At 64.3% G+C, this 19,269-nt stretch carries 14 protein-coding genes; 13 read left to right on the top strand and 1 reads right to left on the bottom strand.

The features are described from left to right. The first annotated feature begins 6 nt into the window (after positions 1-6). From ACMAUO_RS08100 to ACMAUO_RS08040, 13 genes are all read left to right on the top strand, one after another. A complete protein-coding gene (locus tag ACMAUO_RS08100) occupies positions 7-1,014 on the top strand; it encodes a hypothetical protein (protein WP_420356406.1) in 1,008 nt (335 codons plus the stop codon). Then, the gene (locus tag ACMAUO_RS08095) at positions 1,011-2,708 is read left to right on the top strand and encodes an ABC transporter ATP-binding protein (RefSeq protein ID WP_420356405.1); all 1,698 of its coding nucleotides are present in this window, start codon (positions 1,011-1,013) and stop codon (positions 2,706-2,708) included. The genes ACMAUO_RS08100 and ACMAUO_RS08095 overlap by 4 nt, the downstream gene beginning before the upstream one ends. 1 nt (position 2,709) lies before the next feature. Continuing rightward, a complete protein-coding gene (gene qhpE, locus ACMAUO_RS08090; RefSeq protein ID WP_420356404.1) occupies positions 2,710-3,516 on the top strand; it encodes a subtilisin-like serine protease QhpE in 807 nt (268 codons plus the stop codon). 164 nt (positions 3,517-3,680) lie between these two features. Next, entirely contained in the window at positions 3,681-5,210 is a 1,530-nt protein-coding gene (locus tag ACMAUO_RS08085; protein WP_420356403.1) for an agmatinase family protein, read from the top strand. 23 nt (positions 5,211-5,233) lie between these two features. Beyond that, positions 5,234-6,691 (top strand): agmatinase family protein, encoded by a 1,458-nt coding sequence (locus ACMAUO_RS08080; protein ID WP_420356402.1) that lies wholly within the window; start codon positions 5,234-5,236, stop codon positions 6,689-6,691. A 35-nt stretch (positions 6,692-6,726) separates the two neighbouring features. Further along, complete coding sequence (locus ACMAUO_RS08075; protein ID WP_420356401.1) at positions 6,727-7,248, top strand: hypothetical protein; 522 nt, start codon at positions 6,727-6,729, stop codon at positions 7,246-7,248. A 381-nt stretch (positions 7,249-7,629) separates the two neighbouring features. Then, entirely contained in the window at positions 7,630-10,158 is a 2,529-nt protein-coding gene (locus ACMAUO_RS08070; RefSeq protein ID WP_420356400.1) for a TonB-dependent receptor, read from the top strand. A 752-nt stretch (positions 10,159-10,910) separates the two neighbouring features. Next, positions 10,911-12,242, top strand: coding sequence for an urea ABC transporter substrate-binding protein (gene urtA / locus ACMAUO_RS08065; protein ID WP_420356399.1), 1,332 nt, complete (start codon positions 10,911-10,913; stop codon positions 12,240-12,242). Beyond that, positions 12,235-13,878 (top strand): urea ABC transporter permease subunit UrtB, encoded by a 1,644-nt coding sequence (urtB, locus tag ACMAUO_RS08060; RefSeq protein ID WP_420356398.1) that lies wholly within the window; start codon positions 12,235-12,237, stop codon positions 13,876-13,878. Before urtA ends, urtB begins: the two co-directional genes overlap by 8 nt. Further along, positions 13,875-14,999, top strand: coding sequence for an urea ABC transporter permease subunit UrtC (gene urtC / locus ACMAUO_RS08055; protein WP_420356397.1), 1,125 nt, complete (start codon positions 13,875-13,877; stop codon positions 14,997-14,999). Before urtB ends, urtC begins: the two co-directional genes overlap by 4 nt. Then, entirely contained in the window at positions 14,996-15,736 is a 741-nt protein-coding gene (urtD, locus tag ACMAUO_RS08050) for an urea ABC transporter ATP-binding protein UrtD (protein ID WP_420356396.1), read from the top strand. The genes urtC and urtD overlap by 4 nt, the downstream gene beginning before the upstream one ends. A gap of 10 nt (positions 15,737-15,746) precedes the next feature. Then, positions 15,747-16,442, top strand: coding sequence for an urea ABC transporter ATP-binding subunit UrtE (gene urtE, locus ACMAUO_RS08045; protein WP_420356395.1), 696 nt, complete (start codon positions 15,747-15,749; stop codon positions 16,440-16,442). A 22-nt stretch (positions 16,443-16,464) separates the two neighbouring features. After that, positions 16,465-18,654, top strand: coding sequence for a xanthine dehydrogenase family protein molybdopterin-binding subunit (locus ACMAUO_RS08040; RefSeq protein ID WP_420356394.1), 2,190 nt, complete (start codon positions 16,465-16,467; stop codon positions 18,652-18,654). Between the two features lie 168 nt (positions 18,655-18,822). On the opposite strand, the gene nikR is transcribed toward ACMAUO_RS08040, so the two are convergent. Beyond that, complete coding sequence (gene nikR / locus ACMAUO_RS08035) at positions 18,823-19,242, bottom strand: nickel-responsive transcriptional regulator NikR (RefSeq protein WP_420356393.1); 420 nt, start codon at positions 19,240-19,242, stop codon at positions 18,823-18,825. Positions 19,243-19,269 lie beyond the last annotated feature (27 nt).

Raw genomic sequence — 19,269 nt, 5'->3', positions numbered from 1 at the left:
GATGTGATGATTCGGGGTGGTGGCGTGGCCGCGCGATGCTGCGACCGGCTGCTGCGCCATCACGGGTGTCGCACCGTCATCAAGGCTGGTGCGCCGACGCCGTCGCCGGCCGTTTTGCTGGGGGATGCCGCGCAGGCCCTCCTGCGCGATTGTTTCGGGACGCTGCCCGACTGGCCCGGAGTTGTGCGGATCACGCGCCGGGTCGTCGCCTGGGGGGGGCAGGAGCCGGTTTCGGTGCCGCATGATGCCCTGGCGCTTCAGCCGGGGGCATTGGATGCGCTGGGGCCGTTTGCCGGGCGTGTGGCTGCTGATGCGCGCCAGGGGGATGACGGCGCATTCACTATCCATGCCACGGTGCCGTTTCCCGACCCGGCCCGGCATGGTTTCGGCTGTCGCCAGGGGCTTGCCGTTCCCGTGGAAATCAGCGCGTCGGAGAGCGATTCCTGCTGGATCGAAGCGCTGGCGGATGGCTGGCTGTTCATGATTCCGACCGGGGGCGGGCAGGGCTGGCTGCTCGGGGTGGGGGGCGCGCTCGATGACCTGCTGGGCATGAGCCGTCATCTGGCGCCGCATGTGACCCTGACCGGGGCGGTGGCGCGGCGGTTTGAAACGGCGCCGCGCATGATCGGGCGGCTTTCGGGGGCGGGGTGGCTGGCGTGCGGTACCGAGGCCATCGCGTTCGATCCTCTGTGCGGGGATGGAACGGCGCAGGCGGTACGCGAAGCGATCCTGGCCGCCGCGGTGATCGAGGCCATGGGGCGGCATGCGGACGACCCATGCGAAAGGGAGGCCTTGTCCGTTCATTATCATGCGATGTTGCTGGCCGCGATGCGGCGGCATCTTCGTCTGTGCGCGGGGTTCTATCGCTCCGGCGGCAGGACGCCCTGGTGGGATGCGCAGGTGGCGGATCTTGCCGAGGGCTTTGCCTGGTGTAGCGGGCAACTCGCCCTGTTGCCCGAGCCGCGATATCAGTTGAGGGACCTGCGCCTGTTTCCCATGAGCCGGCCGCAATGACGCCACACGCCGTCGCGCGATGGGGCAGCTACCGGCTGCTGCTGTCGTTCATGCGCCCTTATGCCGGGTCGCTGCTGCTGGTCGGTATCATCAGCCTGTGCGCCACGGCCCTGGGGCTGGCCCAGCCGTGGCTGTCCAAGCTGATGATCGACAAGGCCCTGACGGGGCACGACCTGTCGGCGCTGATCGTCATTGCGGGACTGATGGTCGTGGTCGCGATCGCCGGGCATGTGCTGGGGATCCTGTCCGCTTATCGCTATGCGGCGACCTCGGCGGCGATGCTGTTCGATATCCGCGTGGCGCTGCTGAGTCATTTGCAGACATTGTCGCCCCGGTTCTATGCCCGGTTCCGTCTGGGCGATCTGATGTCGCGCCTCAACGGCGATGTCGGCGATGTGCAGCGTATTGCCGCCGATACGGTGCTGTCGGTACTGAGCAACCTGATGATGCTGGCCGGATGCGTGACGGTCATGCTGTCGCTCGATTGGCGGATGTTCGTCATCAGCGTGGTGCTGATCCCTTTTTGCGTCCTGTCGTTCCTGTATTTCCAGCGACGCCTGACCGCCCTGACACGGCAGATGCGCGAACGGGGCGCGGATGTCGGCAGCATGCTGGTCGATAGTATAATGGGCATGCGGGTCGTGACCTCGCTGCGCGCGCGCGACCATGAGATTGCGCGTTTTCGCGGGCGGAATGCCGCGTTCGTCGCCGTGATGCTGCGTATGCAGGTTTCCTCCTTCCTGGCCGGTGCCATCCCTGGTTCGCTGCTGATGCTCGCGACGTCGGGCGTGGTCGTCTATGGCGGCATGCAGGTCCTGGCCGGCAAGATGACGATCGGCACGCTGGTGGCGTTCATGACCTACCAGTCGCGGCTGTTCGGCCCGATCCAGGCGTTGATGGGCCTGATTTCAGGCTTGAGCGCGGCCCGCGTCTCCCTGGCGCGGCTGCTGCAACTGCTGGAAACCAGGCCGGACGTGCGCCAGAAGGAGACGGCCCGTGCGTTTGGCGGCTTGCGGAACGAGATCCGCATGTCCGGTGTCGTCCTGCGTCATGATGGGCGGGACATCCTGCGTGGTGTCGACCTGGCAATTCCGAAAGGCCGGGTCTGTGCCGTGCTGGGGGTCAGCGGCGTTGGAAAATCGAGCCTCGTCGACCTCATCGTCCGCAATCTCGACCCTGATGAAGGGTGTGTGACGATCGACGGCATTGATCTGCGGGACCTGGATCTTGACGACCTGCGGCGGGACATCGTGCTGGTCGATCAGGCGCCGCATCTGTTCAATGATACGATCGCCGCGAACATCGCCTTCGCGCTGCCGGAGGCGAGCCAGGCCGACATTGACCGCGCGGTGATGCTCGCCGGGCTGGATGGGTTGATCGCGCGGCTTCCGCAGGGGCTGCAGACCGAAGTGGGCGAACGCGGACTGGCCCTTTCCGTCGGGGAGAGGCAGCGGGTCGCCCTGGCACGGGTGCTGCTGCGGCGCCCCGGGGTGCTGGTGCTGGATGAACCGACGGCGGCGCTCGACAGCCAGACGGAGCGGCTCGTGATCGCGCGCCTGCGCGAAGCCCTGCCGGATGCGACGATGATCGTCGTGACGCACAGGCCCGCTGTGGCCGAGATGGCCGATCTGGTCATCGTGATGGAGGACGGACGCGCTTGCGTGCAAACGGCCGCGACGGCTGGAACCGTCTGAAATGACGATCTTTCCCGATATCCCCGACGACCGGCTGGACGCTTTGCCGGATCTTTTTCCCGGGCGGAACGGGGCGGGGGTGAGGATCGCCGTGATCGACAGTGGCGTGCAACCGGAGCACCCGCATATCGACAGGGAACGGATCGAGCCTGGCGTGGCCATATTGTCGGACGGCAGCATCGGGAGAACCGGGCCGGTACCTGACCGGCTGGGTCATGGGACCGCTGTGCTTGCTGCCATTCAGGAAAAGGCGCCTCGGGCGACGTTTGTGCCGGTTCAGGTCTTTCACGATGCCCTCAGGACCAGCGCGAAGGCCCTGGTCACGGCTATCCGATGGGCGGTGGCGCGGGATGTCGATCTGATCAACCTCAGTCTTGGTTCGACCAATGCGGCGCATCTGGCCCTCTTCACGGAGGCTGTCGAGGAGGCGGGCCGCCGGGGGGTGTCTGTGGTCGCGGCGCGGGAGACCGGGGAGGTACCCTGTTATCCTGGCACCATTCCCACTGTGATCGGTGTCGGGCTTGACTGGGACGTGCCGCGATCCCGCTATCGGGCGGCAAGGTGCGGTGGACAGTTCGTCATGATTTCGTCCGGTTACCCGCGCCCCATTCCTGGTGTTCCCCGCCGTCGCAATCTGTATGGCATCAGCTTCGCTGTCGCCCAGGCGACCGGGTTCGCGGCCCTGGCGATACAGGAATGCCGCAGTCGGGGGGCGGCGGGCTGCGATACCGGATTGGCGATGCGGTACAGGCCTGGGCACGCCGATCTTGCACGATGTCTGGAGGCTCCGCCCGGAGGCGCGGGCTGAAAGTGATAGCCGGAGATTATAGAGATTCGACACAGAAACGTGACGGCAGGATACGTCAAATGCCTCATGTTCATTTCGGGCGCGTATAGTCAGCCTGACGTCATGCCGGGGTCTTCAAACATCTGCGGCTGTCCATGTGTAGCCAATTACGACTGGGGCTTTGAATGAGAACACGTCTTGCATTCATGGCGGCCGTGGCGCTCGCGTTGCCGGCTATATCCGGTGGCCGCGCGGTTGCTGCGCCGACCGCCGACACGCCGGCCTTTCCCAAGGCCCCGCCGACCGTGCCCGGGGAGGTGCCGAAATATATCGATGCCTACACTCCGGGCATGATAAAACCGAAGCCTGTCACGATTCCAGACGACGTCATGGCCCGCCTGAAGGATATTCCGGCGGACAAGATCGACTTCCTCAAGAGTGGCAAGGCGTCGTCCGTCCTGCCTTCCGAGCTGATGTTCAAGCAGATCCGGGAGACGTCGTCGTCGAAGGACGTCGCGGAATATGTCGATACGGTCTCGGCACTGTATGACAAGATGGCGTTCCACAAGGGAACCGACGCCGAAACGATTCCGCTGGATACCGCGTCGTCGCGTTTCAACGACTGGCATCTGCGCCGGCCGGCGGAACTGGACCCGCACCGCGAGCCCGGTACCATCCAGGCGTCGCGCTATATCCATGGTCGGGGATCGGACATCCCGACCTTCGCGGGGTCCAGCATTGCCCTGACGCCCGAGGATCTGAAGGCCGCGAAGGTCGATATCGCCATCATGGGGGCGCCGCTGGACATGGGGAGCGGCTGGCGTGATGCCCGGCATGGCCCGACGGCGATGCGCGTCATGACCCAGGGAACCGGCGGCACGGAAGTGTCGAGCATGATCTCCCCGACCTCGGTGCTCAAGGTCGTCGATTACGGGAATGCCGCCATCGACCAGAACAGCACCGAGCGCAGCGTGCAGGAAGTCCGCCACATGGTGCGGGATATCGCCCAGGCGGGCGCGATACCCGTCGTGATCGGCGGTGACCATAGTCTGGAATATCCGGATGTTGCCGGCATCGCCGATGTCTATGGCAAGGGCAAGGTCGGGGTGATCCACTTCGACTCTCACCTGGATACCGGGCGCGGCCGGGTGCATCTGCTCGATCATGGGCAGCCGATCTACCGGGCGATGAAGGAAGGCCATATTCGCCCGGAGGATTATATCCAGATGGGTATCAAGGCCCATTATTCGGCGGTCGATTACGAATGGGAGCGCCTGATCGGCATGCGCTACCATACGATGGCGGAGATCGAGCGGCGCGGCTGGGATGCCGTGATGGAACGGGCGATTCAGGAAGCCAAGAAAGATACCAAATATCTGTGGATTTCCTTCGACGTGGACGTGCTCGACCCCGGTATCGAACCGGGCACCGGCACGCCGGTGGCGGGTGGTCTGACCATGCGTGAAGCCATCCCCATGATGCGTCGCCTCTGTGCGGAAGCGAATGTCGTCGGGTTCGATATCGTGGAGGTCGCTCCGGCGCTTGACCCCACCTATCGTACGGCGCTGAACGCGAACACGATTCTGTTCAGCTGCATGACGGGTATCGCGATGCGCAAGAAGGGCATCACGCAGGCGAATTATTTCAGCCCGCTGTCGTCCGAGCATGGACAGGACAATTATTACGGCACCAAGGGCAAGGGAGCGAAGCAGTGAGGCATTCAGCAATCTTGCGGGCCATGGGAGTTCCTGGCCTGCGCGCCGGTCTGGCGCGCAGGGCGACCCTCAATACCGCTCTCGGCCTGGCCATGGGGCTTCTTGTCGGCAGCGCGGGCGTTGCGTCCATGGCACATGCGGCCAGCCCGTCGATCGAGGGACTGACGGCGGAGCAGAAGACGTTCGTCGACAATGCCGACATGCTGGAACGGTTCGGCATGACGAAACGGAAGCTCGAACTGCTTCTGTCCGCGAAGACGCCGGAGAACGCGCGCAAGACCGTCGCGGCGATGATGAGCACGGTCGAAGCCGAGAAATTCCATGCGGCGCCGGAAAACACGACAGCCGGCCGGTCGGCGCTTGACCCCGAAGGCGACATGGCGGCGATCGCGCTCAACCCCCAGGCGGGTGGCTATAACAGCTCTTCGGCGTTGCGTCCGCCGATGCTGGACGAGTTCAAGCGTGAGCCCGGTCCGATCAACCTGAAGCGCTACATGTATGAGACGGACGGCATCCCGACCTTTGCCGGCGCGCCGCTCGCCCTGCGGAAGGAAGACCTGGTCGCCGGCAAGACGGAGGTTGCGTTCGTCGGTGTGCCGATCGATTTCAGCAGTGGCTGGCGCGATGCCGCCAATGCGCCGAAAGTGCTGCGCGCGATGTATGGGCTGGGCGATTTCGACGTCTATGCCGGGGTTAATCCCGGACTGGTCCTGAACATCGCGGATTACGGCAATATCGCCGTTGATCGCATGAGCGTCGAACTGTCCATGGGGCATGTGCGCCAGATGATCGGCGGCATGGCCGAGGCGAATGTCGTGCCTTTCGTCGTCGGCGGCGACCATTCGGTGCTGATCCCCACGATGCGGGCGATGGTGGACCATTACGGGGCGGGGAATGTCGGGCTGCTCCAGATCGATGCCCATAACAACGTGAACCACGACCAGGCCCATTTCTATTCCGACGATCAGGCGGTGTCGCGCCTGGTGGTGGATGGAACGGTCAAGGGCAGTGCCGTGGTCCAGGTCGGCACCCGTGGGCCGGGCCTGTCGGGCGCCGATTTCGAATGGATGAAGGCGCAGGGCATTCGTTATCACAGCATGGCGCAGGTCGAGACGAACGGCTGGAACAGCGTGGTCGAGGCCGCGCTGAGCGAGATTGAGAGCGGCCCGCAGAACGTCTTCGTGGCGTTCGATATCAGCGCGCTCGATCCGGCCTATGCGAGCGGCGCGGGGCGGCCGGCGGCCAACGGCCTGACGATCCGCGAGGCGGAATCCTTCGTGAGGCGCGTATGCGCGGAAACCAAGGTGGTCGGGTTTGCGATGCTGGATGTCGCGCCTTATCTCGACAATCGGTTCGCAACCGCGCTGAATGCCGACCAGATCATGAATGCGTGCCTGACTGGGGTCGCGATGCGCAAGCTGGGTGTGCAGGGCAAGAACTATCACGCACCGCTTACGGTCGCCGCATCGACGGCGCATTGATCCAGGCTGCCGCTCTTTGACGCAGCCTCTTCGCGATGCGGCCGGGAAGCTATTCCCGGCCGTTTTTGTTTCAATTATGTGTTGAAAATTTCGGGAAAGACGGCTTTTCTGGAAGCATGAAGACGAGAGCCCGTATTTCCTTCCTCCTTGTGATCATCACGGCTCTTGTTCTGGGGGGAGGCCTGGAAGATGCGATCGCCGCACCGGACGTGTTCGTGTGCAGTGGAACGACGACGGCACGCAACATGGAGCAGGAGCACGCCACGCCCTTCAATGCTCGCTTCGTGATCGACACCGTAGCGAAGAGCTGGCTCCGGGTAGACCCCGCGACATCTGTCCCGCATCCGCTTTGTACGACGCCCGATTGCACGATTACCGTCGATGGCGACACCCTCACCGCGCGCACCGGTACGCTCGTGGTCCGGTTCGACCGCAGACATCGGACGTTGACCGCAGGGGATCTCAAGACCGTTGGAGATGTTATGGTCGAACTGATTACCAAGGCATCCTGCCGTGCCGCTTCGGCCGATCCCGCGCCCCGCAGTCCCGCGCCATGATGGCGCATGCACGTCATGGCGAGCCGGTGGTGGCGAGCCCGCTGGATTATTTCCGCTCCGTGCGTTCCGGCACGGCCTTTCGGCCAGGCGCGATCGGGCTTTTCCCTTCGGGGGGAGGTGGTGCGGAACTGTCTTGTGCGATGCCTGTTGAGTGCGCGGAGGCGCTCTCCGTTGACCGGCCGGCCGTGAACGAACGTCGGAGAGCGGCGGGCATTCGGCCGATTCGGCAATTATTACGTCAAACACCCCATATCAAACGCGAAACGATAGCCGTAGAATAATTGCAGATGGATGGCGCTGATGGGCGCCATGTCATTGCGGTGTCGAAATGTGGCGCGTGGTGTGTCACGCATGCATGAGGTTTGAATGAGGAGTCGTGCCATGAAAAGAACCCTTCTGCTTTGTGCAACAATGTTTGCAACCGGGTCGTCGTCGGTCTTTGTTATGTCGGCGTCTGCGGCAACGACACCGACATCGGCACCGGTTTCTCCGACAAAGCATGTGAAGGGAAAGGCGTCGCATGCAGCCGCGACGCAGCCCGCGTCGGCGTCCGCGCCCGCCGCCGCTCCTGCGGCCGCAAAGGCCGGCCCCAGTGCGACCGCGGCTGGCACCGCTCAGGGGGCGGCAGCCGCCAGCCCGCTTCCGGCAGCGAACGAAGAAGTCTACGTCACCGCCACCCGCCGCCGTACGCGCCTTGAGGATTCGCCCATCAATATTTCGGTCGTAGACCAGAAATTAATCCAAACTCAACGTATTACCGACATCAAGCAGCTCAGTTCGTTCGTGCCCGGCCTGACGGTGGTGGATACCGGCCCTGGCAGCGCCGGCAACATCGTCCTGCGTGGCCTGGCATCCAGTGGCACCGGGACCAGTGGCAGCAACAGCAACAATTCTGTCGGCGTCTATCTCGGCGAAATCCCGCTCTATACGGATTTCAAGATGATCGATATTGATCGTATGGAGGTGCTGCAGGGGCCTCAGGGCACGCTGTATGGCCTTGGCACCCTCGCTGGCGCCATTCGCTACATGCCGCATCGACCCGACCTCAATAAATGGTCGGCGGATCTGACGGGCAAGACGTTCGGCGAGTCCGAGAGTAATTCTCCCGGTGGCGAAGTTACCGGAACCTTCAATATACCGATTCTGCGCGACCACATCGCCTTTCGGACGGTTGTCGGATATTATAACGATCCGGGCTTTATGGACTATAATTACCTGCTGAAGAATCCAGGGGTTTCAAATCCGCAGCCGGGTCTGGATTCCTTGGGAACGCCAGCCCAGCAGCGTGAAAACTTCTACAAGCGCGCGGATCTGAACTACGACCATACATTCACTACCCGCAATCAGTTGCTGCTTGAGGTCAACCCGCATATCAGGGGGTATCTGACCTATATGCATCAGGATACGCGCACGGGCGGCTCGCAGGCCAACGGGGTGGGCGTCCTTGGTACGGGGCATTACGAAGCGCCGTGGCGATATCAGGAGCCGGTATCTCGTACGTCCGATCTCTATAGTGGCGAATTCTATTTTGATATCGGAAACTTCGCTCAGTTGGTAAACAGCACGGCCTATACAAACCGGACAGTCGACAGCACGAGTGACAATACCGATCTTCTTATTGATCTGGATTACGGATATCAGGCGTTCCCGGACTTTTCGTCGTATGCGGTCGTTCATTCCAAATATACCCAGTTCAACGAAGAGCTTCGTCTCGTGTCGAAGCATCCCGGCCCCGTCAGCTGGGTCATCGGTGGATTCTATAACGACCAGAAGTCCGACTCGGCTCGTTCGGAATTCGTGCCGGGCTTTCCGGCGTGGGCCGGTATCGACCGGCCCGATGAACTTGAATACGCATCCAAGGTCCATAACAAGACCCAGGAGCGCGCGCTTTATGGCGAGCTGACTTATCATATCACGCCGAAGCTGCAGATTACCGGCGGGTTCCGTTATTTCGTCTATGATGCGTACGTCAATGGTGGAACCGCGCTTCCGCTGTTCCAAGCTTACCCGAATGTTGTTCTTTCGGACAAGACGGGCTCCACCGGTGCCAATGGAACGACGTGGAAGGCTAATATTTCCTATCGTTTCAATTCGAATATCATGGCGTATTTTACGTACAGCACCGGATATCGCCTTGGCGGCGCGAACCGTGTGGCGCCATGCGTGCTGCCCATGGACCCCAACACCCAGCATGCCTGCGCGCTTCCGAACGAAGTCGCGTATAAGCCTGATACAACGAACAACACCGAGCTTGGCATACGCGGCAATTTCTTCCATCGCCGCTTGATGTTTACTCTTGCCGGATACAATATCGACTGGAGCAGCATCCAGGTTCCCGGTCAGACGGTTTACGGCAATGTCGGGATTACCAAGAACGGCTCCAAGGCTGTTTCGCGCGGCTTCGATGCCACGGCGAGCGTCCGTGTTACGAAGAATCTGACGATTTCGGCAAATTACTCCTATGACGATGCACATCTGACGGCAAGTGCGCCTGGGCTCGTAACCAATGTGCTCGGCAGCTACGACGGTAAGCCGGGGGATCGGCTGCCGGGATCGATGAAGAATTCCGGTAGCATTATCGCCAATTACACGTATCCGATCGATGAAAACCGAAATGTCCAGTTCAACTGGGCGACGAACTATACCGGCAGCATCTATTCCCGTGTCGGCCTGATCGGGTACGGCACCCGGATGCCCAGCTATGTGACGCATCGCGTGTCCGTTACCTACAACACCCGTAAATGGAGCGCGGATCTCTTCGTCAACAACCTGACGAACCAGTATGCCGCGACCGCGGTCAGCGAGGACTCCAGCTCGATTCGTTCTCGTGACAATGTCGTGGAGCGCTATTACTCCTATAGCGTGCTGACACCGCGTACGTTCGGTCTCGAAGGGCGCGTTCATTTCTGATTGCACATGGAAGGGCGGGGCGCGTCACGAAAGGATGCGCCCCGCCCAACCTGTTCGTATAACAGCGTGAATATTTCGGCGTATTTTTAGAGTATCGTTCATCCGGCCATTACGGCCGAAGAGACGCGCGGTTTTCTCGTATCGGGTCGAGGTCGCCCGTCAGTCCTTCGCCCGTCCATACACGATCATGTGGACCTTTGGTCCATAGCTGCCGCGACTGAAGTGGTCCCGGAAAATGGGATCGGCCCTTAAGTTGGAAACGCGTGGCTCTGTCATATGATGGACGACGCTGACGCGTCATCCACATCTCCACAGGCTCAACATCATCAGGACGATCTGATGGTCGCCTGAAAAAAGGATCAACCGGGCCACGCTCTCCAACTTAAATTTGGCCACCCGTGGTCCTCATGATGGGGGCCACTTCACCGATTTCAATAAAAAAACCGCCTTGGATAGGATCGGTTCCCTGTGGAAATCGACAGGGTCCCTAAAGCAGATCCTGTTTGAACGTGTGCGTTCGAACAGGTGAAGATGCTCGTAAAAACAATAAACTAGAGCATTTCTACCGAACCTGTGTTCGGTGGAAATGCTCTAGCCGGTCAAAAACCCGCAACCGCCGTGGAAGTTGACCGGATGCCCGCACTTCGCATCGGTTCGGAAGGGGCGGACAGGGGGTGATCTACGCCAGATTGCGTATGGTCAGCCATGTCCGGATGCGGGAGGAAGGATGTTCTGTCACAAGGATAGATGCCATGCCTAAGTCGCCGTTGAGTTTTACCCGCCGTGATTTGTCCCGCTTCGGTCTTGCGGCCTCGGCGGCGATGCTGGCCGGCATCAAAGGGTCTCGCGCGGCGGCTCCTTCCGGCGAGCCGATCCGGATCGGTGTGCTGCACTCGCTTTCCGGTACCATGGCGATCAGCGAAACCACGCTCAAGGATGTGATCCTGATGCTGGTCGACCTTCAGAACAGGAAGGGCGGCGTGCTGGGCCGCCCGCTGGAGGCGGTCGTGGTGGACCCGGCATCCAACTGGCCGCTGTTCGCCGAAAAGGCGCGGCAGCTTCTGGCCGTGGACAAGGTGGCGTCCGTCTTCGGCTGCTGGACCAGCGTGTCGCGGAAATCCGTTCTGCCCGTGTTCGAGGAGCTGAACGGCATCCTGTTCTATCCGGTGCAGTACGAAGGGCAGGAATGCAGCCGGAACGTCTTTTATACCGGTGCCGCACCGAACCAGCAGGCGATCCCGGCAGTCGACTACCTGTTGAGCGCGGATGGCGGCGGTGCGTCGCGCTTTGCGCTGGTGGGCACGGATTACGTCTATCCGCGCACGACGAATCAGATCCTTCAGAATTATCTGAAGGGCAAGGGCATCGCCGATGCCGATATCATGGTCAATTATACGCCCTTCGGCCAGTCCGACTGGCAGACGATCGTTTCGCAGATCAAATCCTTCGGTTCGGCGGGCAAGAAGACGGCGGTGATATCGACCATCAATGGCGATGCCAACGTGCCGTTCTACAAGGAGCTTGGCGCCCAGGGTGTCGCCGCGACCGATATCCCGGTCATGGCCTTCAGCGTGGGCGAGGAAGAACTGGCCGGCATGGATACCGCCGCACTGGTGGGCCAGCTCGCGGCCTGGAACTATTTCGAGTCCATCGACTCTCCGGCCAACAAGAGCTTCATCAACGCATGGCATGGATTCACGAAATCTCCGAAGCGGACCACGAACGACCCGATGGAGGCCCATTATATCGGCTTCAATCTGTGGGTTCAGGCCGTGACCAAGGCCGGCAGCACAGACCATGACAAGGTGATCGCGGCGATGGTCGGGCTGAAGCAGCCCAACCTGACCGGCGGGATCGCCGAGGTGCTGCCGAACCATCACATCACCAAGCCCGTCTATATCGGCGAGATTCAGGATGACGGGCAGTTCAATGTCGTCTGGCAGACGCCGAAGGAGGTGCCGGGCCAGGCCTGGTCGCCCTACGTGCCGCAGACGAAGACCCTGATCGGGGATTGGACCGCGCCCATCAATTGCGGCAATTACGATACGGTCAGGAAGGCCTGCCTCGGTACAAAGCATGCGTAACGTCCTGGCGGCGGTGGCCGTCGCGATCCTGCTGGCGGCGGGCTTGCCGATGGCTGCCGGCGCGCAGGATGCGCCCGCTCCCCCGTCGTCCGCCGATGCGGTGTCGGATGATCCCTATGCGGGCCTTGCGTCCATGCGTTTCGACGATGTCGCGACGGCCGTGACGCACCTGGGCACGGCCGGCGACCAGCAGGCGCTGCCGGTGCTCCAGGCGCTCGAACAGCATCGGCTCTGGGTCGCGCGGGAGGGCGGTGCGCTCTATATCCGCTCGGGCGAGCAGTATGTGGACGCGCGGACCGGGCAGCCGGCTTCGCCGGAGCCGGGGACCGTACGCGCCGTGCGCGTCAATAATCGCGTGCGCCTCGCGGTTGCCGCCGCGCTGGCGGAGCGCCAGTTGGCGGCCGGTTCGCCCGGCGAGCGCCTGGCGGCGGCGCAGACCCTCTATCAGCGGCATGATCCGGCGTTGCTGCCGGCGATCGATCGTGCGCTGGCGCATGCGCCCGACGGCCGGCTGCACGCCGAGCTTGAGATTGCGCGTGCCGCGACCCTGCTCAGTCCGGGCGGGCCGGACGTGTCACCGGAAGACCAGGCGCGGGCCGTCGCGGCGTTGCGGGCCGCGGGCGGCATGGCGGCGCGATCGGTGCTGCTGGGGGCGGCCGATATGCCGCGTCTGGCGCCCGAGACACGGCGCGCTGCCCGCGACGCGGTGGCCGCGATCGATTTCAGGCTGCGGCTCTGGGGGTTCGGCCAGGATGTCTTCTACGGACTGAGCCTCGGTTCGGTATTGTTGCTGGCCGCGATGGGGCTGGCCATCACGTTCGGCGTCATGGGCGTTATCAACATGGCGCACGGCGAGCTGATGATGATCGGCGCCTATACCACCTATCTTACGCAGCGGGCCGTGGCGTCGTTCGCGCCCGGCCTGGAGCCCTTTGCCCTGTTGCTGGCGATTCCGGCGGCCTTCGCGGTCTGCGGCGGGATCGGCATCCTGATCGAGCGTGGGTTGATCCGGTTTCTCTACGGCCGGCCGCTGGAGACGCTGCTGGCGACCTGGGGCCTGTCGCTCGTGCTTCAGCAGGCGGTTCGGTCGCTGTTCGGCCCGACCAATGTTGCCGTCTCGACGCCGTCCTGGCTGGCGGGGTCGTTCGCGCTCGGTGGTCTGGACATTACGGGCGCGCGCCTGGCGATCATGCTGTTTGCTGGTGCGGTGATGGTGGGCCTGATGGTGGTCATGCGGCGTACGCCGCTCGGGCTGCAGATGCGTGCCGTGACGCAGAACCGGCGCATGGCGGCATTGATGGGGATTCCCACCGCGCGGGTCGATGCGCTGACCTTCGCGCTGGGGTCGGGCATTGCCGGGCTGGCGGGCGTCGCGGTCAGCCTGATCGATAATGTCAGCCCCAATCTGGGGCAGGGCTATATCATCGACAGTTTCCTCGTGGTCGTGTTCGGCGGCGTGGGCAATCTGTGGGGAACACTGGCGGCGGCGGCGACGCTGGGGGTCGGCGGCAAGGCGCTGGAGCCGCTGGTGGGGGCGGTTTCGGGCAAGATCCTGCTGCTGGTCCTGGTCATCCTGTTCATCCAGCGCCATCCGCGCGGGATGTTTCCGTTGCGCGGACGGGGGGTGGAATCATGAGGCGGGATTCCGCGTTCCGTGGGGCGGTCCGGGCGGCGGTTGCCGTCGGCCTGATCGTGGCGGTGCTGGCGCTGGCCAGTCTTCTGCCCCAATCCAATCCGCTGTCGGTTTCGCCCTTCCTGCTGACGCTGGCCGGTAAATATCTGGCCTATGCCCTGCTGGCGCTTTCGGTCGATCTGGTGTGGGGGTTCGCGGGAATCCTGACATTGGGCCATGCGGCGTTCTTCGCGCTGGGTGGCTACGCGATGGGCATGTACCTGATGCGCGAGATCGGCGCGCGCGGGGTCTATGGCAATGCGAACCTGCCGGATTTCATGGTGTTCCTGTCCTGGAACCGTCTGCCCTGGTACTGGTGGGGATCGGACCATTTCGTGGTGGCGCTGGGGCTGGTCCTGCTGGTGCCGGCGGCGCTGGCGGGGCTGTTCGGGTGGCTGGCCTTTCGCGCCCGTGTCTCGGGCGTGTATCTGTCGATCATCACGCAGGCGCTGACCTATGCGCTGATGCTGGCCTTCTTCCAGAACGGGTTCGGTTTCGGCGGCAATAACGGCCTGACGGATTTCAAGGACGTCCTGGGCTTCGACCTGCGCCGGACGGAGACGCGGGCGATGCTGCTGGTGGTGACGGGGGCGGTGCTGGTGTTGGCGCTGCTTGTGGCCCGCTGGGTGGTGGGCGGCCGGTTCGGGCATCTGCTGGTTGCGGTGCGTGATGCCGAGAGCCGGACGCGCTTCCTGGGCTATCGCCCCGAACAGGTGAAGCTGCTGGTGTGGGTGCTGTCCGCGATGATTGCCGCCGTGGGGGGGGCGCTTTACGTATTGCAGGTCGGCATCATCAATCCCGGGGAGTTCGCGCCGGCCAATTCGATTGAGGCCGTCATCTGGGTTGCCGTTGGTGGTCGCGGGACACTGGCGGGCGCGGTGCTGGGGGCGGTGCTGGTCAATCTGGGCAAGACACTGTTCACGGCGTGGCTGCCGGAATTCTGGCTTTACGGCCTGGGGGCGCTGTTCATCGCGACGACGCTGTTCCTGCCCGACGGGCTGATGGGGCTGTTCCGCCGCCGGGTCGCCCGCCCGCCGCAGGAAGTCACGCCCGAGATCACCGCGCCGGAAGGACATGAGGCATGAGCGCCGACCCTCTTCTCGACCTTCGGCATGTGTCGGTCAGTTTCGACGGGTTCAGGGCGATCAACGACCTGTCGCTCGGCCTCATGCCCGGCGAGATGCGCGCCATCGTGGGGCCGAACGGCGCGGGCAAGACGACGATGATGGACATCATTACCGGCCGCACGCGGCCGGATGCCGGCATCGTGCGGTTTCGCGGCCATGACCTGACCCGCCTGGACGAGCCGTCGATCGCGCGGCTGGGCATCGGGCGCAAATTCCAGAAACCGACTGTCTTCGAAGCCCTGAGCGTGCGCGACAACCTGATGCTGTCGCTCAAGGGGCTGCGCGCGCCGTTCGCGGTGCTGTTCGCGCGGGAGACGCCGGAAGAGGCGGAGCGCATCGAGGCGCTGCTGCGGATCGTGCGCCTGGGCGCGCGCGCGGATGTGCAGGCGGGCGGGTTGAGCCATGGCCAGAAGCAATGGCTGGAAATCGGCATGCTGCTGGGGCAGGAGCCGGACCTGCTGCTGGTCGACGAGCCGGTCGCCGGCATGACGGATGCCGAGACGATGGAGACCGCCGACCTGCTGCGCGAGATCAACCGCACCCGCAGTGTGGTCGTGGTGGAGCACGACATGGATTTCGTCCGCGCCCTGGGTGTCGGCGTGACCGTGCTGCATGAAGGGTCGGTGCTGGCCGAGGGAACGCTGGACGAGGTGAGTGCCGACCCGCGTGTCATCGACGTTTATCTGGGGCGCTGAGGGGGCGGATATGCTGCATGTTGACGATATCCGCCTGCATTACGGCGCCGCCCTTGCCCTGCGCGGCGTGTCGCTGGAGGCGCGTCCGGGGGCGGTGACCTGCCTGCTCGGGCGCAACGGGGTGGGCAAGACCAGCGTGTTGCGGGCGGTGACCGGGATGCATGCCGTGTCGTCGGGCCGTATCCTGTGGGAGGGGGCGGACATCACCCGGCTGCCGGCCCATGAGCGTGCCCGGCGCGGCATTGCGACCGTGCCGCAGGGGCGCGACATCTTTCCGCTGCTGACCGTCCGGGAGAACCTGGAGACCGGGTTCGGGCTGCTGCCCCGGGCGCAGCGCCGGGTGCCGGACGAGATTTTCGACCTGTTCCCCATCCTCGGCCAGATGCTTTCGCGCCGGGGAGGCGACCTGTCCGGCGGCCAGCAGCAGCAGCTTGCGATCGCCCGGGCGCTGGTGATCCGGCCCCGGCTGCTGGTGCTCGACGAGCCCACCGAGGGCATTCAGCCCAGTATTATCAAGGACATCGGAGCGGTCATCGCCATGCTGCGCCGGCGCGGCGACATGGCGATCCTGCTGGTGGAGCAATATTTCGATTTTGCCTACGACCTGGCGCAGTCGATCGTGGTGCTGGACCGGGGGAAGGTGGTGGTTTCGGGCGCCGTCGACAGCCTGGAGCGCGACATCGTGCGCGGCCACGTTGCGATCTGATTCCCCTGGAGGACGTGGAACCATGAGCGGGACGGATGTGCGGGCTGTGGGGGATGGGGCGGCCTGTGTGTCGGGCGGGGTCTCGCGCCGGCGCTTTCTTGCGGGGGCGGGGCTGTTGCTGGCTTATGCGGCGTCGGGGCCGGGGCGGGCGCGGGCAGACGTGCCGGCGGCGCCGGCGTGGCATGGGCTGGGCGGTTTCGTGCGGATCGGCACGGATGATTCGATTGCCCTGATCGTGCCGAATATCGAGATGGGGCAGGGGATCTTTACCGCCGAGGCGATGCTGATCGCGGAGGAACTGGAGGTTCCGCTCGACAGGATCGCGGTTCTGACGGCCTCGCCCCAGGATTTCGCCTCCGTTCCGCCCACGCTGCTGAAGACGCTGTCCACGGGCGGGTCGCGGTCGGTGCGCAGTGCCTGGCTGCCGTTGCGGCAGGCGGGGGCCGCCGCGCGCCTGATGCTGCTGGGTGCGGCGGCGGAACGGTGGGGCGTGGGGAGGGAGCTGCTGGTCGCCGAGGGGGGAGTGGTCCGCGATCCGACGGGGCGGCACCGGGCGACCTACGGGGAACTGGCCGAGGCGGCGGTGGGCCAGAGCGTGCCGGACCCCGTGCCCCTGAAGCCGCGCGAGGCCTGGACGTTGCTGGGCCGGCCGATGCCGCGCACCGACATTCCGGCCAAGACGACCGGCCGCGCCGTGTTCGGGATCGATGTGCGCCTGCCGGGCATGGCCTATGGCGCCGTTTCCGCCTGCCCGGTCATCGGCGGCACCGTCGCGCGCCTGGACGACCGGGCGGCGCGGGCGATTCCGGGGGTTGTGGATGTGGTCTCGATCGGGACCGCTGTTGCGGTCATCGCGCGGGCGTACTGGACCGCGCGGCGGGGGCTGGCGGCGCTGGAGATCGTGTGGGATGAGGGCGCGCATGCCACGCTGTCGTCGGCCGATGTGATGACGGCGCTGCGGGACGCGCACACCCATGTGCCGCCCGTGATGGCGCGGGACGCGGATGGGATCGATGCGCTGCTGGCCGATCCGGCCCGGCGGATCGAGGCGGCCTATGAACTGCCGTTTCTGGCGCATGCGGCGATGGAGCCGATCAATACGACGATCCATGTCCAGGCGGATCGCTGCGATGTCTGGGTCGGCACGCAGGTGCCGACCCGCGCGCGGCTGGCGGTCGCGAAACAGACGGGCCTGCCGGTCGAGAAGATCGCGATCCACAACCAGATGATCGGTGGCGGGTTCGGGCGCCGGCTGGCCACGGATTCGATCGAGCAGGCGGCGGCGCTGGCGCGGCATCTGCCTTATCCGGTGCAGTTTATCTGGAGCCGCGAGGAAGACATCCAGCACGATCTCTTTCGCCCGGCCTATTACGACCGCATGACCGCGACGCTGGGCGCGGACGGGTTGCCGAGCGCGTGGGTACACCATGTCAGCGGAGGTTCGGTCGCGGATCGTTTCGCGCCCGGAGGGCTGCCGCACGGCAAGCTGGACAAGGATGCCGTCGCGGGGGCGGCCGATACGCCCTATGGTTTTTCGAAGATGCGCGTGCTGTGGACGCGGGCGGATTCGCCGGTGCCCATCAGTTGGTGGCGGGGCGTGGGGCCCGCGCATAATGTCTATGTCGTCGAATGTTTCCTCGACGAGGTTGCCGCCGCCGCCGGGGCGGACCCTGTCGCCTATCGGCGGCGGCTGCTGGCGCATAATCCGCGTTCGCTGGCGGTGCTCGACCGCGTGGCGCGCGAAAGCGGGTGGGGACAGGCGCTGCCGGCGGGATCGGGGCGCGGTGTGGCGCTGCATAACGCATTCGGCAGCTTCTGTGCCGTGGTTGCGGAAATCTCGGTGCGGGCGGATGGGACGATCCGCATTGCGCGGGTGACGGTGGCGCTGGATTGCGGGTTCGTCATCAACCCCGATATCATCCGCGCGCAGATCGAGGGCGGCCTGCTGTTCGGGTTCAGCGCCGCGCTGAATGGTGAGATCACGTTCCGCGAAGGGCGTGTGCAGCAGAGCAATTTTCACGATTATCCGCAGATGCGCATCAACGAGGCGCCTGCGGTGGATATTCATATCCTGGATAGTACCGAGGCGCCCGGCGGTATTGGCGAGGTCGGGACGGTGTCGGCCTTTCCCGCCCTGGGGAATGCGCTGTTCGCCGCCACGGGGCGGCGCTGGCGGCGTTATCCGTTCCGGGATGCGCGCAAGACGGCCTGAGAGCCTGACCTGAAATGTGGGCTGGCGAGCGAGAGCGGTCCGGAACGGGCCGCGCCCGGCGTGTGTTTCCGAGCATCGGAGCGGAGCGGCCTTGATGGCCGCCCGCCGCGAAGCACAGGAAACGCGCGCTGGATCGCCGCCAGCGCGCATTTTAGGTCAGGCTCTGAGTCAGTGGCCGTCGGGCTGGGGGTCTGACAGCGGGATCACGTGCAGGTGGGCGTTATAGACGCCGCGCTGGGTGGTGATCGTGTCGGACAGTTTTTGCAGGGCGGATGCCGCGCCACGGAGCACCGTCGCCTCCAGGCACCGGTCATGATCGAGATGGACATGCAGGCTGGCGACCGAAAGGTCGTGATGATCGTGCAGTTCCTGGTTCAGGCGCTGGGCGAGGGCGCGGGTCTTGTGGTCGTAGACGTAATCCAGCACCGCGACGCAGGTGCCCTCGCGTGACAGGACTTCCTCGCGTGACGCGGCGTCGCGGATCATGTCGCGGATGGCTTCCGAACGGCTGGTATAGCCCCGCCGGTTCATGACGGAATCCACCACCTCCAGAAGCGCCGCGTCGATCGTGATCGTGATTCGCTCCATGTCCGTCCCTGTCCTTTCGGCCGCGCG

The sequence above is a fragment of the Gluconacetobacter brunescens genome, from assembly GCF_048695475.1.
Lineage (GTDB): Bacteria > Pseudomonadota > Alphaproteobacteria > Acetobacterales > Acetobacteraceae > Gluconacetobacter.
The sequence above is the reverse complement of the archived record's forward strand: the minus strand, read 5'-3'. Positions and strand labels throughout refer to the sequence as shown.

Bases quoted from the DNA above. Each gene is read 5' to 3' on its own strand.
- ACMAUO_RS08075 (WP_420356401.1), top strand. From the start codon at position 6,727: ATGCGGCCGGGAAGCTATTCCCGGCCGTTTTTGTTTCAATTATGTGTT.
- nikR (WP_420356393.1), bottom strand. From the start codon at position 19,242: ATGGAGCGAATCACGATCACGATCGACGCGGCGCTTCTGGAGGTGGTG.
- urtD (WP_420356396.1), top strand. From the start codon at position 14,996: ATGAGCGCCGACCCTCTTCTCGACCTTCGGCATGTGTCGGTCAGTTTC.
- ACMAUO_RS08100 (WP_420356406.1), top strand. From the start codon at position 7: ATGATTCGGGGTGGTGGCGTGGCCGCGCGATGCTGCGACCGGCTGCTG.
- ACMAUO_RS08070 (WP_420356400.1), top strand. From the start codon at position 7,630: ATGAAAAGAACCCTTCTGCTTTGTGCAACAATGTTTGCAACCGGGTCG.
- ACMAUO_RS08085 (WP_420356403.1), top strand. From the start codon at position 3,681: ATGAGAACACGTCTTGCATTCATGGCGGCCGTGGCGCTCGCGTTGCCG.
- urtB (WP_420356398.1), top strand. From the start codon at position 12,235: ATGCGTAACGTCCTGGCGGCGGTGGCCGTCGCGATCCTGCTGGCGGCG.
- urtC (WP_420356397.1), top strand. From the start codon at position 13,875: ATGAGGCGGGATTCCGCGTTCCGTGGGGCGGTCCGGGCGGCGGTTGCC.
- ACMAUO_RS08080 (WP_420356402.1), top strand. From the start codon at position 5,234: ATGGGAGTTCCTGGCCTGCGCGCCGGTCTGGCGCGCAGGGCGACCCTC.
- urtE (WP_420356395.1), top strand. From the start codon at position 15,747: ATGCTGCATGTTGACGATATCCGCCTGCATTACGGCGCCGCCCTTGCC.
- qhpE (WP_420356404.1), top strand. From the start codon at position 2,710: ATGACGATCTTTCCCGATATCCCCGACGACCGGCTGGACGCTTTGCCG.
- ACMAUO_RS08040 (WP_420356394.1), top strand. From the start codon at position 16,465: ATGAGCGGGACGGATGTGCGGGCTGTGGGGGATGGGGCGGCCTGTGTG.
- urtA (WP_420356399.1), top strand. From the start codon at position 10,911: ATGCCTAAGTCGCCGTTGAGTTTTACCCGCCGTGATTTGTCCCGCTTC.
- ACMAUO_RS08095 (WP_420356405.1), top strand. From the start codon at position 1,011: ATGACGCCACACGCCGTCGCGCGATGGGGCAGCTACCGGCTGCTGCTG.